The sequence below is a fragment of the Bradyrhizobium sp. B117 genome (assembly GCF_038969555.1).
Taxonomy (GTDB): domain Bacteria; phylum Pseudomonadota; class Alphaproteobacteria; order Rhizobiales; family Xanthobacteraceae; genus Bradyrhizobium.
In genome coordinates this window covers 396,208-410,634 of record NZ_CP152414.1, presented here as the reverse complement: position 1 = coordinate 410,634, position 14,427 = coordinate 396,208, and the positions used below count along the sequence as shown (strand labels likewise).

At 64.7% G+C, this 14,427-nt stretch carries 13 protein-coding genes; 4 read left to right on the top strand and 9 right to left on the bottom strand.

What is annotated here, in order from left to right; translation table 11 throughout:
• Window positions 1–74 precede the first annotated feature (74 nt).
• Together aroB and AAFG16_RS01935 are read right to left on the bottom strand one after the other, a co-directional pair.
• A complete protein-coding gene (gene aroB / locus AAFG16_RS01940; protein ID WP_342736881.1) occupies window positions 75–1,223 on the bottom strand; it encodes a 3-dehydroquinate synthase in 1,149 nt (382 codons plus the stop codon).
• Window positions 1,220–1,843 (bottom strand): shikimate kinase, encoded by a 624-nt coding sequence (locus tag AAFG16_RS01935; RefSeq protein WP_342736879.1) that lies wholly within the window; start codon window positions 1,841–1,843, stop codon window positions 1,220–1,222. The genes aroB and AAFG16_RS01935 overlap by 4 nt, the downstream gene beginning before the upstream one ends.
• Window positions 1,844–2,004: 161 nt before the next feature.
• Here AAFG16_RS01935 and AAFG16_RS01930 point away from each other — a divergent pair, with 161 nt between their 5' ends.
• The 4 genes from AAFG16_RS01930 (at window position 2,005) to AAFG16_RS01915 (ending at window position 6,496) form a co-directional block, all read left to right on the top strand.
• A complete protein-coding gene (locus AAFG16_RS01930; protein WP_014439243.1) occupies window positions 2,005–2,151 on the top strand; it encodes a hypothetical protein in 147 nt (48 codons plus the stop codon).
• Between the two features lie 17 nt (window positions 2,152–2,168).
• Complete coding sequence (gene xerD, locus AAFG16_RS01925) at window positions 2,169–3,152, top strand: site-specific tyrosine recombinase XerD (protein ID WP_342736877.1); 984 nt, start codon at window positions 2,169–2,171, stop codon at window positions 3,150–3,152.
• Window positions 3,153–3,507: 355 nt separating this feature from the next.
• Window positions 3,508–4,470, top strand: coding sequence for an acetyl-CoA carboxylase carboxyltransferase subunit alpha (locus AAFG16_RS01920; RefSeq protein WP_283083331.1), 963 nt, complete (start codon window positions 3,508–3,510; stop codon window positions 4,468–4,470).
• 487 nt (window positions 4,471–4,957) lie between these two features.
• The gene (locus tag AAFG16_RS01915; protein WP_342736875.1) at window positions 4,958–6,496 is read left to right on the top strand and encodes a murein L,D-transpeptidase family protein; all 1,539 of its coding nucleotides are present in this window, start codon (window positions 4,958–4,960) and stop codon (window positions 6,494–6,496) included.
• Between the two features lie 219 nt (window positions 6,497–6,715).
• On the opposite strand, the gene AAFG16_RS01910 is transcribed toward AAFG16_RS01915, so the two are convergent.
• The 7 genes from AAFG16_RS01910 to AAFG16_RS01880 form a co-directional block, all read right to left on the bottom strand.
• Complete coding sequence (locus AAFG16_RS01910; RefSeq protein ID WP_342736873.1) at window positions 6,716–7,411, bottom strand: ABC transporter ATP-binding protein; 696 nt, start codon at window positions 7,409–7,411, stop codon at window positions 6,716–6,718.
• Entirely contained in the window at window positions 7,404–8,135 is a 732-nt protein-coding gene (locus tag AAFG16_RS01905; RefSeq protein ID WP_235541745.1) for an ABC transporter ATP-binding protein, read from the bottom strand. The genes AAFG16_RS01910 and AAFG16_RS01905 overlap by 8 nt, the downstream gene beginning before the upstream one ends.
• Window positions 8,125–9,213, bottom strand: coding sequence for a branched-chain amino acid ABC transporter permease (locus AAFG16_RS01900; RefSeq protein ID WP_342736869.1), 1,089 nt, complete (start codon window positions 9,211–9,213; stop codon window positions 8,125–8,127). Before AAFG16_RS01900 ends, AAFG16_RS01905 begins: the two co-directional genes overlap by 11 nt.
• 70 nt (window positions 9,214–9,283) lie before the next feature.
• Complete coding sequence (locus tag AAFG16_RS01895; RefSeq protein WP_342736867.1) at window positions 9,284–10,501, bottom strand: substrate-binding protein; 1,218 nt, start codon at window positions 10,499–10,501, stop codon at window positions 9,284–9,286.
• A 2-nt stretch (window positions 10,502–10,503) separates the two neighbouring features.
• Window positions 10,504–11,361, bottom strand: coding sequence for a branched-chain amino acid ABC transporter permease (locus tag AAFG16_RS01890; protein ID WP_027563457.1), 858 nt, complete (start codon window positions 11,359–11,361; stop codon window positions 10,504–10,506).
• Between the two features lie 36 nt (window positions 11,362–11,397).
• A complete protein-coding gene (locus tag AAFG16_RS01885; RefSeq protein WP_342736865.1) occupies window positions 11,398–12,912 on the bottom strand; it encodes an amidase in 1,515 nt (504 codons plus the stop codon).
• Window positions 12,913–13,067: 155 nt separating this feature from the next.
• Window positions 13,068–14,252, bottom strand: coding sequence for a substrate-binding domain-containing protein (locus tag AAFG16_RS01880; RefSeq protein ID WP_342736863.1), 1,185 nt, complete (start codon window positions 14,250–14,252; stop codon window positions 13,068–13,070).
• Window positions 14,253–14,427 lie beyond the last annotated feature (175 nt).

Genomic DNA, 14,427 nt, shown 5'->3' with positions numbered 1-14,427 from the left:
TCGAAATTCTTGTTCTGACGCGTTTTCTTTACGCGAACCGGTGTCCACTTCGCTCGAAAACGCTCTTCAGCGCATCAAGCCTTCTGCGCGAGCTTGTCCTTCAGGAAATCGCGCACCGGGGCCGGCTCGACATCCTTGGCGATGACGGCGCGCCCGACGGCCTCGAGCAGGATGAAGGTGAGCTTGCCGCGCTTGACCTTCTTGTCCTGCGCCATCAGCGCCATCAGCGCGTCGGCGTCGGCGAGCCCTTCCTGCGCGAAACCCGCGATGTCCTGCAAGCGCGTCGGCAGGCCCGCCTCGATCAGATGCCGCTCGACGCGTGCCGCCTCGATCTCGCCGATCATGCCGAGCTTCGCCGAGAACTGCGCCGCCAGCGTCATGCCGATGGCGACGCCCTCGCCATGGAACAGGCGATCGGAGAAACCGGTCGCCGCTTCCAGCGCGTGACCGAAGGTGTGGCCGAGATTGAGCAGCGCGCGCTCGCCGGTCTCGCGCTCGTCGCGCGAGACGACGCCGGCCTTGGCGCGGCAGGAGGTCGCGATCGCGTGCTCGCGTGCCGAGCCGCCCTTGAAGATGTCGGAATGGTTCTTTTCCAGCCAGGAGAAGAAGGCTTCATCCCCGAGCACGCCGTATTTGGCGACCTCGGCATAACCGGCGCGGAACTGGCGTGGCGACAGCGTGTCGAGCACGGCGGTGTCGGCAATGACCAGCACTGGCTGGTGGAAGGCGCCGAGCAAATTCTTGCCCTGCGGCGAGTTGATGCCGGTCTTGCCGCCGACGGAGGAATCGACCTGCGCCAGGAGCGAGGTCGGCACCTGCACGAAATCGACGCCCCGGCGCAGGATCGCCGCGGCAAAGCCGGCGAGATCACCGACCACGCCGCCGCCGAGCGCGATGACGAGATCGTTGCGCTCGATCTTGGCGGCGATCAGGGCTTCGCTGACCTTTTCGAGGCCCGCGTAAGTTTTCGAGATCTCGCCTTCCTCGACCACGATGCGCGCGGTCGGGATGCCGCTCGCCGCGAGCGAAGCTTCGGTCGGCTCGAGCCAGTACTTTGCGACGGTGCGATCCGTCACGATCGCGGTGCGGACGCCGGGGCGCAGCGCCGCGACGCGCTCGCCGAGCGAAGACAGCACGCCGCGGCCGATCACGATGTCATAGGCGCGGTCGCCGAGCGCGACGTCGACGTTGACAGGGTCGGAATGCTTCAGGGGCGCGGTCATCGTGCGGCACTCGCGACGTCGGCAGGTGGCGGGGCGGACTGCGCGCCGCAGAGATGGGCGTGCAGCATCTCGATGGTCTCCTCGACGATCTTGTCGTGCGGCACGTCGCGCGAGGCGATGGTGAGGTCGGCATTGCCGTAGATCGGCTCACGCTCGGTGAGCAGGCGCGTCACGGTTCCTTCGGGGTCGGCGGTCTGAAGCAGCGGACGGTCGGCGCGCCGGCGGACGCGGCGCATGATGACGTCGTGGTCGGCCTTGAGCCAGATCGAGACCGCCTTGGCCGCGATGCGCTTGCGCGTCTCCTCGCGCATGAAGGCACCGCCGCCGGTCGCAAGCACAACAGGGCCGCCGTCGAGCAACCGCGCGATCACGCGCGCCTCGCCGTCGCGGAAATGCGGCTCGCCATGGCGCTCGAAAATCTCTGGTATGGTCATGCCGGCCGCCGCCTCGATCTCGGTGTCGGCGTCGATGAAGGGCAGCTTGAGCCTGAGAGCCATGCGGCGGCCGATGGTGGACTTGCCCACCCCCATCATGCCGACGAGCACGATCGAGCGCGCACCGAGCACCGACAGGATGTCGGCCTCGGGGGACGCGGGAATCGGCAGGACGGCGTCGGACATGAATTTCGCTCAGGATCTCGCTCAATCTGCCGCCAAGGGCGGGGGGTTTGGCCACCTATACGACCCCGCAGGGGGCCTCGCCAGAGGACTCTTGCCACGAAACGGCGAACATGTTGGATGATTTCATTGGTTAATTCGCCACGCCTCGAGACCCTATCCCGATGCCCAGCCTGTTCCGCTTCCTGACGGTCGTCGCCGTGATCGCCGGCATCGTCTATGGCGTGGTGTTCGCGCTGGCGAACTTCGTCAGCCCCAAGTCGCGGGAAATGACCGTGACGATCCCGCCGGATAAATTTCTCAAGAAATAGGAGCTAGCCTGACGGGCATGCGCGCCAAATCTTCTGTCAGCAAGCCCTCAGATGCCAAGCTCATCGGCCTGTTCCTCGACATGCTCGCGGCGGAACAGGGCGCCGGCCCCAATACGCTCGACGCGTACCGCCGCGACCTCACCGATTTCTCGGAGTTTTTGGGCCGGGTCGGCCATGGTTTTGCGGATGCGGAGACGCAAACGCTGCGCGACTATCTCGCCGACCTCGACACCCGCGGCTTCAAATCCACCAGCGTCGCCCGAAGGCTGTCGGCGATGCGGCATCTCTACCGCTTCCTTTTGAGCGAGCGGATCCGGAGCGATGATCCCGCCGCGATCCTGTCCGGGCCCAAGCGCGGCCGCGGCCTGCCAAAGGTGCTCTCGATCTCCGATGTCGACCGCATGCTCCGCCGCGCCAAGGAATTGAGCGAGGCGGCAGAGGCCTCGCCTTCGAAACGACTGCGGAGCTTACGGCTCTACTGCCTGCTGGAAGTGCTCTACGCCACGGGCCTGCGCGTCTCCGAGCTGGTGGCGCTGCCGCGCTCGGCGGCCAAGCGCGACGCCCGCATGATCGTGGTGCGCGGCAAGGGCAACAAGGAACGCCTGGTGCCGCTCAACGACGCTTCGCGGCAGGCGATGGCGGATTATCTCGCGGCGACGGAAGCCGCCAAGGAAAACAACAAGGGCGAGAAGAAAGACAGCCTCGCCGCCGCGAAATGGCTATTCCCCTCCTTCGGCGAGAGCGGGCACCTGACGCGCCAGCATTTTGCCCGCGACCTCAAGGAGCTCGCAGTTGCCTCGGGGCTGCAGGCCCGGCTGGTCTCCCCGCACGTGCTGCGCCATGCCTTCGCCAGCCACCTGCTCCACAACGGCGCCGATTTGCGCATCGTGCAGACGCTGCTCGGCCATACCGACATCTCGACCACCCAGATCTACACCCATGTGGTCGAGGAGCGGCTGAAGAGCCTGGTGCGCGATCTGCACCCGCTGGCGGAAAGGTGAACAGGTCTCGTGCCCCGATCGCGGCGCAGCGTGACATAAGCGCGTTTACGCGCGTCTTCGACGCGCTATGGCGCCGCAGAGCCGGGGCCCATTGCCGCTTGCTGGGTCCCGGCTCTGCGCAGCAGCGCTATAGAAGCGCTGCAGCGCGTCCGGGACACGAGATCCGGGTCGGGACGACAGCAGGGAGCGAAACCGCCTTGACTTCGGCAACATCTCCGCAGAAAGAGCCGGGACCTTTCGAATGATCTGGCGCGCTTCTTAGAGCGCACAGGTCAAGCCCTTGAAGAAGCTACACTTCTCTCATCGAGCCCAAATCCGCTTCGCCGCTTCGCCCGATCCTTCCTATATTGAGTTGATGCCAGACCAGATGCGCAGCTATCTCGACTTCGAAAAGCCCGTCGCCGAGCTCGACTCCAAGGTCGACGAGCTCAGGACGCTGGCGGCCTCCGGCACCGACATCGCCGAGGAGATCGGGCGGATCGAGGACAAGGCGGCGCAGGCACTGGCCGACCTCTATCTGAACCTGACCCCGTGGCAGAAGACGCTGGTCGCGCGGCATCCGCAGCGGCCGCATTTCAACGACTTCATCAAGGGCCTGATCACCGAATTCACTCCGCTCGCCGGCGACCGCAAATTCGGCGAGGACGAGGCGCTGGTTGCCGGCTTCGGCCGTTTCCGCGGCGAGCCGATCTGCGTGATGGGCCAGGAAAAGGGCGATTCCACCGACAGCCGCATCCGGCACAATTTCGGCATGGCGCGCCCCGAAGGCTATCGCAAATGCGTGCGGCTGATGGAGATGGCCGAGCGGTTCGGCCTGCCCGTGCTGTCGCTCGCCGATTCCGCCGGCGCCTATCCCGGCATCGGCGCCGAGGAGCGGGGACAGGCCGAGGCGATCGCGCGCTCGACCGATGCGTGCCTGGCGCTGACCGTGCCGAACGTCGCGATCATCACCGGCGAGGGCATGTCGGGCGGCGCCATCGCCATCACCACCGCCAACAAGGTGTTGATGCTGGAACACGCGATCTACAGCGTGATCTCGCCGGAGGCCGCCTCCTCCATCCTCTGGCGCGACGGCACCAAGGCGCAGGAAGCCGCCAACAACATGAAGATCACCGCCCAGGACATGCTCCGCTTCGGGGTGATCGACCAGATCCTGAAGGAGCCGGTCGGCGGCGCCCATCGCGACCCCGCCGCCATGATCGCCACCACGGGCGAGGCCATCGCCAAGGCGTTCGACGAGCTGCGCGGCATGGACGGCGACGCCATCCGCAAGCAGCGGCGGCAGAAATTCCTCGATATCGGCCGGAAACTGGGCTGATTCGGATTAGATTCGGTGGCGTAGGGTGGGCAAAGCGACGTGCCCACCATTCCCCACCTTACGAACAGCTCGTGGGCACGGCGCTTCGCGCCTTGCCCACCCTACGGGACCTCCCCCAGCCGTCCCCGGTAACCCCGCGTTAACCCTTTTTTTGCCCAAATCGGCGATCTCTGTACCGTTTTGGCCGAAAGGCCCAAGTACGGCCCAAAGTTGCGTCCATTTAGTCTCTGTTGACCATGCCACTGGGCCAACGGCCTCGTGATCCCCGCTCGGGTTGCGACCACATGACCCAGAGGTTAGAATTTTAATGAATGGCTTCAGGCATAAGCGCTGGAGCGTGGTCTGAACGAGCCCGTTTCGGCGGGTCGGTTTCCGCTCGGATCATGCGCCAAAGGAAGTGGGGTTCGCGCTCTCTGCCCGGCACGGTGTGGGGTCCATCTTGATTTCTCGTTCGCTTGCTCGCGCGCTCTTGGCTTCGGTTGCGCTGATGACGGCCGGCGTCCTGCTGACCGGCTGCGATACCGACCAGGTCTCGCTCGCGACCAATGCCAAGGCCAACCAGCCGGTGCCGCCAAAGCTTCTCGCCGCGATGGTCGAGAAGAACATGGACCTGCAATCGCCGATCCTGGTCCGCCTGTTCAAGCAGGAGGCCGAGCTCGAGGTCTGGAAGCAGACTCGCAACGGCCAGTTCGCGCTGCTCAAGACCTATCCGATCTGCCGCTGGTCGGGCGATCTCGGCCCCAAGGTGCGCGAAGGCGACCGCCAGGCGCCGGAAGGATTTTATTCGATCAATCCGAGCCAGATGAATCCGCAGTCGGCGTACTACCTGTCCTTCAACACGGGTTACCCGAACGCGTTCGACAAGGCGCTGGGCCGCACCGGCTCGCAGTTGATGGTGCACGGCGATTGCTCCTCGCGCGGCTGCTACGCGATGACCGACGAGCAGATCGCGGAGATCTATTCGCTCGGGCGCGAATCCTTCTTCGGCGGCCAGAAGGCGTTCCAGCTGCAGGCCTATCCGTTCAAGATGACGCCGGTGAACATGGCTAAGCACCGGAACAATCCGAACATGCCGTTCTGGAAGATGATCAAGGAAGGCTATGATCATTTCGAGGTGACGCGGCAGGAGCCGAAGGTCGATTTCTGCGAGACGAAGTACGTCTTCGACGCGGCAAAGCCGGCCGACGCCAAGCGCGATCCGGTGTTCGACGCCTCCGCAAAATGCCCGGCCTATGTGATCCCCGAGGACATCGCCAGCGCTGTGCGCGAGAAGCAGCAGCAGGACGAGGCCGCCTACGCCAAGCTCGTCGCCAAGGGCACGCCGATGGCGCGCATGAACACCGGCATCGACGGCGGCATGAACAAGATCTTCGCCTCCAAGATTCCGGAGGGATCGACCGGCCTGTCCGAGAGCGCCGAAGGCTCGACCCTGGAAATGCTGGCGATGGCGAAGGCGCCGGGCACGATCCCGGGCCACGTCAATCCGCCCAAGCCGAATCTCGATGCCGTCGCCACCGCTCCCGCGAGCCAGGAGCCGGTCGTCGCCGTCAGCGCACCCGCGACCAACACCCGCGTTGCCTCGGCTCAGCCGGCCGAGAAATCCCAGGAAAAATCCCAAGAGAAATCCCAAGGCGGCTTCTTCTCGAATCTCGGCCGCAAGATGGGCCTCGGCACCGCCGACACCACGGCGACGACGACGCCTCCGCCGCAAGCCACCGCGTCCGCCGCTCCGGCCGCGAGCACCACGACGGCGCCGACCGCAGCGTCCCGGCTGAAGGCCGCAGTGACTCGCTTCGTGCCGGGCCACGACAAGTCCAAGGACGCAGCGAAGGACGCGCCGAAGCCGACGGTCGCCGCCGCCAAGCCCGCCGAGGCGCCGAAGCCGCAGCAGCCCGACACCCGCCTCGCCCAGACGCGCCCGGCGCTAAAGCCGTCGGTGGGCGATGGTGCGAGCGAGCAGATGGCCGGCGCAGCGCCCGTGGTGTCGTCGAACTCGTTCGACAGCCGCTTTGGGGCGGTGAAGTAAGGCGCTCGGCTTGGTCTCTCCGATCCATCTAAGCTCGACGCTGTCATTCCCCGCCACCGGGTCTCGCCTTCGGCGAGCCCGATGACAGGCTCCGGCGGGGAATCCAGTATTCCAGAGGCGGCTGTGATTGAACCGAGAAGCCGCGGCGTACTGGATGCCCCGCCTTCGCGGGGCATGACAGCGACACGGGGCAACAGCGTTGCGCTTGCAGTAAGTCCCCTACGGCGCCAGATACCGCATCAGCTCCGGATTGCCCCTCACCTCGCCCGCCGCGCCTTGCAGCGCGACTCGTCCGCGGTCCAGCACATAGGCGTAGTCGGCAACACGCAGCGCGAGGTCGAGGTGCTGCTCGACGATGATGACGGCGATCTCTTTGGCGAGCGCGATCAGGCGTTCGGTGATCTCCTCGATCACGCCGATCCAGACGCCTTCGGTGGGTTCGTCCAATAACAACAGCTTGGGATCACCCAACATCGCGCGGCCGATGGCGAGCATCTTGCGCTCGCCGCCCGAGAGCGTGCCGGCGGGCTGGTCGAGGCGCTGGCCGAGCTTGGGGAAGATGGTGAGCACGCGATCGACCGCATTGGCATCCTTCTTCGCGAGCGATCCGACGGCAAGGTTGTCGCGCACCGACAGGCGCGCGAACACCGAATGCTCCTGCGGGACGTAGCCGATGCCGGCGCGCACGCGCTCCTCGGTTCGGCGACGGCTGATATCGCGGCCGTCGAAGGCGACCTCGCCCTTCCACGCCGGCAATTCGCCGACGATGGTCTTCATCAGCGTGGTCTTGCCGGCGCCGTTGCGGCCGAGCACGGCGACGCCGCCGCGCCAGGGGATGCCGAGGGTGACGTCGAACAGGACCTGACTGCGGCCGTAGCCGGCATCGAGATGCTTGATGTCCAAAAATTCAGGCACGGCGCAGATAGATCTCCTGGACGGATTGGTTGGCCTGGATCTCGGACACCGTGCCCGAGGCCAGCACCTTGCCCTGGTCGAGCACGGTCAGCCGATCACAGATGTCGCGGATGAAATCGAGGTCGTGCTCGACGATGACGAGCGAGCAATGCTTTTTGATCGGCTGAAGCAGTTCGCCGGTCACGCGGCGCTCCTCGAGGCTCATGCCGCCGGTGGGCTCATCCAGCAGCAGCAGCTTCGGCTTGCCCGCGAGCGCCATCGCGATCTCCAGCCATTGCTGCTGGCCGTGCGACAGTGCCGCTGCCGCATCGAAAGCGCGGTTCGCCAGCCGGAACTGCGTCAGCATGGTCATGACCTGGTCGTGCAGCGCGCCGCGAGTACGCGAGAACACGAGGTCGAACAGCGACGACTGCGCCTGCAGCGCGAGCAGAATGTTGTCGTAAAGGGTCAGCGAAGGCAGCACGCTGGTGATCTGGAATTTCAGGCTCATGCCGGCGCGGGCGCGCTCCGTCGGCGTGAACGCCGTGATGTCGGTGTTGACGAAGGAGACCTTTCCCTGCGTCGGCACTTCGGCGCCCGCGATGCACTTCATCAGCGTGCTCTTGCCGGAACCGTTCGGGCCGATCAGACCGTGAAACTCGTTCTCACCCACGGTGAGCGCGGCGCCGTCGAGCGCGGTGAGCTTGCCGAAGACTTTTTTGATGCCGGCAGCTTCAAGGAGCATTGCGCTTCTCCTTGCGCGCGGCACCAAAGCTGCCGACCCGCTCGCGCTCGCCGAGCACGAAGCTGATCAGACCGAGCGGCCGGAACAGGATCACCAGCAGCAACAGCATGCCCAGAATGATCGGCCAGATGTCGCGATAATTGTCCGAGAGCCAGAAGCTGACGCCCTCGACGATGACAGTGCCGATGACGGCGCCGATCAGCGTGCCGGAGCCGCCGAACAGGACGTAGAGCACCACTTGCGTGGAGACGACGACGCCGACCATGTTGGGCCAGACAAAGCCCTCGTGGAAAGCATAGAGGCTGCCGGCGAGGCCTGCGATGGCGCCGCCGATCGCGAAGATGATCGCCTTAAGATGCTGCGTCTTGTAGCCGAAGAAGGCAATGCGCTGCTCGTTCTCGCGCAGGCCGGCGAGCGCGAGGCCAAACTGCGAGCGCACCAGGAAGCGGCAGAGCAGGTAAACCACGACGAGGATGCCGAGCACGAGATAATAGAAGGCCGGCCCCTCCGTGAATTCGTAGCCACTGATCGACATTGGCGCGATGGAGGGGATGCCGTTCTGGCCCCCGAGATAGTACCAGCCGCGCGCAAGGCGATCGGCGGCGTAGGAGCCGGTGAGCGTGCCGAGCGACACGAAGATCACGCTGGAGGGGTGCCGTCCCAGCAGCAGGAAGCCGCCGAGCAACAGTGAGAAGGTGAGGCCGATCAGCGTGCCCGCGGGCAGCACCAGGAAGATGTTGGTGATGTCGAGGTCGCGCGCCAGCAGCGCCACGCCATAGCCAGCCGAGCCGAAGAACAGGGCCTGCCCGAAGCTCATGATGCCGGCATAACCCCAGACCAGATCGAACGACAGCGCGAACAGCGCAAGGATGATCACGCGCGTCGCGAACACCGTGAGATAGTCCTGCAGCACCAGCGGCGCGATCAGCGCGGCGACGAGCACCACGCCCTCCACGATCGGCAGGATCTTTCGCGCGGTTACTCGCTCCGATGAAGCGCGTTCGATCACCGGAACATTTGACTCGCCGCTGACATCGACTTGAACCGCCTGCTTAGCTGCACCCATGGATTTCAGCATTCCGAATTTAAGCACCTTGTGCTGGTCCTTGCACCTCTCCCCAGCGGGGAGAGGTGAAGGACGGACCGCCTTAGCATTCCTTGGGATCGACCAGACCCTCGCTGCGCGCGACGATCTCGTAGTTCCCGCCCTTGGCGACCGCCGTGTACATCTTCATCTTGCAATGCCGCTTGCCCGGTACCATTTCGGCCGGTCCCCCGGGACCTTCGGCGATCTTGGCGTGGTCGAGCGCGGCTGCGACCGACTCGCGGTCGATCTTGCCGGCTTCCTTCACCGCGGCTTCCCACAGCTTCAGGCCGCGATAGGTGCCGGTCGCGGCGCTGCCGGCCGCGAACAGAAAATTGCCCGGAAAATCCTTCTCATAGGCCGCCTGGATCTTGGCGTCGAACGGGTTCTCCTTGGTCAGCACCTTGAAATAGTCGAGACAGCTCGCGAGGCCCTCGATCTCGTTGGCCTGATTGATGTTGAGCGTGTTCTCGTCATAGTAGACGCAGGCGAGGCGCCCGCCGTTCTTGAGGAAGCCGGCCTCATAGAGCTGCTTGAAGAAGGGGCCGACACCCGGCGGGATGACGGTGTTGAAGACGACATCGACCTTGTTGGAGACGATGCGGTTGACCGTCGCGGAGAAATCGACCTGGTCGAGCGGATAGTATTCCTCGAACACGACCTCGCCGCCGTTCGATTCAATCACCTTGCGGGCATAGACGTTGAGCGTGTGCGGCCAGACATAGTTGGCGCTCGGCAGCGCAAATTTCTTGCCGCCGTTCTTGATCAGCCAGGGGATGAACTCGTCGCATTGCTGAGCCGGCGTCGGTCCGGTGCAGAACAGATAGGGTGTGCATTCCTTGCCCTCGTAGAGCTGCGGATAGATGTAGAGCGTCTTGCCGCGCGCCACGATCGGGTCCTTGATCGCGTTGCGCATCGACGAGGTGATGCCCCCCAGCACCATGTCGACCTTGTCGCGCTGGATCAGCTTGCGGACGTTGCCGACGGCGACGGATTCGTTGGAGGCGGTGTCCTCGATGTAGAGCTCGAGCGGACGGCCGAGCAGGCCGCCGGCCGCGTTGATCTCCTTGATCACCATTTTCGCGACGTTGGCGTCGGCATTGCCGGCATAGGCAATCGGGCCGGTGAGATCGGTCGCGATGCCGACCTTGATCGGGGCTTCCGCGGCATTGGCCCAGGGCGCAGGGATGACCCAGCTGCCGACGCCGGTCGCGACCGCGCCCGAGGCAAAGGCGAAATTGGAGAGGAAGCGACGGCGTGAGAGCTGAGTACGATCGAACATGACTAAACCCCTTTTCCAGCGATGAGGCCCTGTGGCCGGAATTTGATGAAAACAATGGCGAGAACGAAGACGAGGACGTCGGCGACGACGGGCGCCATGATCCATGGCAGTGCGGCGCTGAGCGTGCCGATGACGCCGGCACCGGCGACCGGCCCGATGAAGGAGCCGACGCCGCCGACCATCACCGCGACAAAGCCCTGGATCAGGAAGCGCAGGCCGAGATCGGCGTAGAGGCTGAACACCGGCACGATCAGCGCACCAGCGAGGCCGGCGAGCGCGGAGCCGAAGGCAAACGTGGCGCCGTACATCAGCGGCGTGGAAATGCCGGAGGCGCGCGCCAGCGACGGATTTTCCAGCGTCGCGCGCATGCGCAGACCAAAACTGGTGCGCGACAGCAGGAGGTAGCAGCCCGCCATCACCAGCAGCGTGATGACGATGATGGTGAAGCGCCAGGCCGAAATGTGGATCGTGCCGAAATCGATGGAGCCGCCGATCGGCTCGGGCACGGTGAGATAGAAGCCGCCGATCAGGCCGCGCACGGCTTCGCGGATGATGAGACCGAGCGCGTAGGTGCCGAGCATCGCCACGATCGGCGCGGCGTAGAAGCGGCGGATGATCAGCGCCTCCAGCACGAAACCGAGCGCGCCGACCACAAAGGGCGCCGCGACCATGCCGGCCCAGATCGGCAGGCCCTTGGCATAGGCGAGATAGGTGATGTAGGCCCCGAGCAGGACGAACTCGCCCTGCGCGAAGTTGAAGATACCCATCATGCTGGCGATGATCCCGAGCCCCAGCACGATCAGAACGATGATCGCGCCGAAGCTCAGGATTTCGAACGCCGCGACGAACGCATTAGCCATGCCGTGCCGTTCCGTCCGCCTGTGTCAACGCCTTGCTCACATCTTCTTCCAGTCGCCGATCTGCTCGAAGGCATGGGCGGCACGATAGATGGTGGATTCCTCGAACATGCGGCCGACCAGCATCAGGCCGACCGGCAGGCCGTCGACCATGCCGCAGGGCAGCGACATCGCGGGGTGGTGGGTGATGTCGAACGGCGCGGTGTTCGAGATCATCTCAAGCGCGCGCGCAACGTACTCCTCGCGGCTGGCATTGGGCTCCGGCAGCTTGGTCGCCTTCATCGGCGTGGTCGGCATCAGCAGCAGATCGTAATCGCCGAATGCCTTGTCGTAGGCGGCGGTCAACCGGCGGGAGATGTTGAGCGCCTTGCCGTAGAAGCGCGGACCGAAATTGTTGTTGATGTAGGTGCCGAGCATCATGAACAGCTTCGTGGTCTCCGACAGCGAGTCCGCCTGCCGGCGCCAGCCGCGATGAAAATCCATCAGCGAGGTCGAATAGAGATCGCCGCGGCTGAGGCCGTAGCCGTCGCCGAACATCATGGTCTGGGTCAGACCTTCGGTACCGATCGGGGTCCAGATCGCGCCACCCAGGAGGTGCATCGGGATCGACACGGTCTCTACCGTGGCGCCCAAATCCTTGAAGCGCTTTGCCGCCTCGCGCACGCTCTCATTCACCGCGGCCTCTGCGACTGGCTGCTCAAAGCCTTCCTTGACGATGCCGATCTTCATGCCCTTGACGCCCTGGCCGAGTGCCTTGGTGTATTCCTCAACCTTCGGCGCCTTGATGCGGGGATCGTAGCCATCATCGCCGGCGAGCACTTCGAGCAGCAGCGCATTGTCGGCGACCGTCGCGGTCATCGGGCCGGTATGATCGACATAGATCTCGATCGGCATGATCCCGGTATAGGGCACGAGGCCCCAGGTCGGCTTCGTGCCGTAGATGCCGCAGAACGAGGACGGCATGCGGATCGAGCCGCCCTGGTCGCCGCCGATCGCCATGTCGACCTCGCCGAGCGCAACCACGACGCCCGAACCCGACGACGAGCCGCCGGCCGAGTAACCCATCTTGTGCGGATTATGCACCGGCCCGTAGGAGCCGGTGTGGCTGCCGCCGGACAGACAGAAGTGCTCGCAATGCACCTTGCCCTTGATCTCGGCGCCGGCATCCAGCATGCGCGTGACGATGGTGGCATCGAAGTCGGGCACATAGCCCTCCAGCGTCGACGAGCCGTTGGTCATGGGAACACCGGCCAGCATGATGTTGTCCTTCAGGGCAATCGTCTTGCCCTTGAGCTTGCCGCTGGCGGCACCCTTCACGGTCGACTTGCGATACCAGGCATTGCGAGGGTTCTCCTCGGCCGAGGGCCTGTAGCCCGGCGTGCGCGGGTATTTCACCTCGGGCACCTCGTCGGGCATCGCGGCAACGAGATTGTAGGCCTCGATCGAGCCCTGCATCAGGCCGCGGAACGAGGCGACGTCGTCGTCGGTCAGCGAAAGACCGCACTGCTCGGCGACACTGCGAAGCTGGGCTGGCGTGGGAAGAACAACTGTCACGGCGCTCTCCTGAAGTTTCTTGCAACGAACGTTGGGCGCGGCCGCCCCCGGCGCGACGCACGCACCACCGGCCTCGCCAAAACATTCAAAACGGAAATATTTTCCTTTTCAAGTATTATTTTGGCGCAACGCGCCCGGCGAATTGACTGCGTCAGTCAGACCGGCTTGATCAGCTTGAAGTCGAGACCATCGGCCTCGGCGAGATGCATCGGCATCCGCACATGCCCGTTGCGGACGGCGACCTGCCCGCGGGCGCCGCCGTAGACGATATTGCGGCCGGCTGCGAGCATGGGCCCCATCGCCAATGAGCCGGCCTTGTTGGCGACCGCTTCGAGAAAACGCAGGCCTTCGTAGCCGGACTGCCCGACCGAACCGATCGGCGGCGCATTCGGTCCGAACATCGCGCGATAGCGGCTCTGGAAGTCGTCATTGGCGCGCGCGCCGGTGCCGGTGAAATAGCCCGAGGCGCAGAACATGTTCTCGCTGTTGTCCGCGCCGATGCCGAGCAGCACCGTCTCGTCCATGGCGCCCGCAAGCCGCAGCGTGGTGGCGCCGAGGCCGCATTCGCCGAAGGCGCGATTGAAGGTGCTGCTGTCCGTGCCGATCAGCGAGATCAGCACCACGTCAGGCCGCGCGGCGCGAATGCGCGCCAGATGCGGCTCATGATTGTCCTCGCCGAGGGGAACGAACTCCTCGCCGACGACGTGGCCGCCGGTTTCCCTGATGTAGTTCTTCACGGCGCGGTGCGATTGCCAGGGCCAGACATAATCGCTGCCGATCAGGTACCAGCGCTTTGCTTTCTTGACATCCGCCAGCCAGTGGATCGATGGCCGGCTCTGCCAGCGCGGCGTCTCACCGATCGCCATCACGCCCGGCGTGCGCTCGCCGCCTTCATAGACCGGCGTGTAGATGTAAGGGATACGATGCCGCGTGGTGACGTCGCGCAAGGCGACGCGGACCGCGCTGGTGTGCAAGCCCACGATGAGATCGATCTCGTCGAACGCGATCGCCTGCTCGGCGCGGTTCAGCACTTCATCCAGCGGTCCGCCGGCGTCGTAGACGGAAAACTCGATCTCGCGGCCGAGGATGCCGCCGCGCTTGTTGATCTCGGCGACGGCGAGCTGCGCGCTGTTGGTCGCACAAGGCCCCCACACTCCGGGCGAGCCGGTGCAGCAGATGAAGCCGCCGATGCGCAGCTTGTTGGCGCGGCGTCGCCGGAAGACCATGTGATCGCTCGGCGACAACGCACCGTCAGCCGCCGATGACGACAGATTCCTGAACAGCAAGGACGGCGGCAACGCCGGACCGCCGTGAGCCGGGAAGTTTACCGTCGCGCGCACGCCAACTCCTGTCTGGGACCAGACCTGAAAGCACATTCTGCGGGCGGCCGCGGCTTCCGCCCTTTTGTTGGGCAATCATCCTATTTTGAAAATATTGAATATTCAACAATTGAAGTGCATATAGATGCAGCATTGATTGCAAGACATTCACTCATTTGGGTCAAGACGAAGTCTT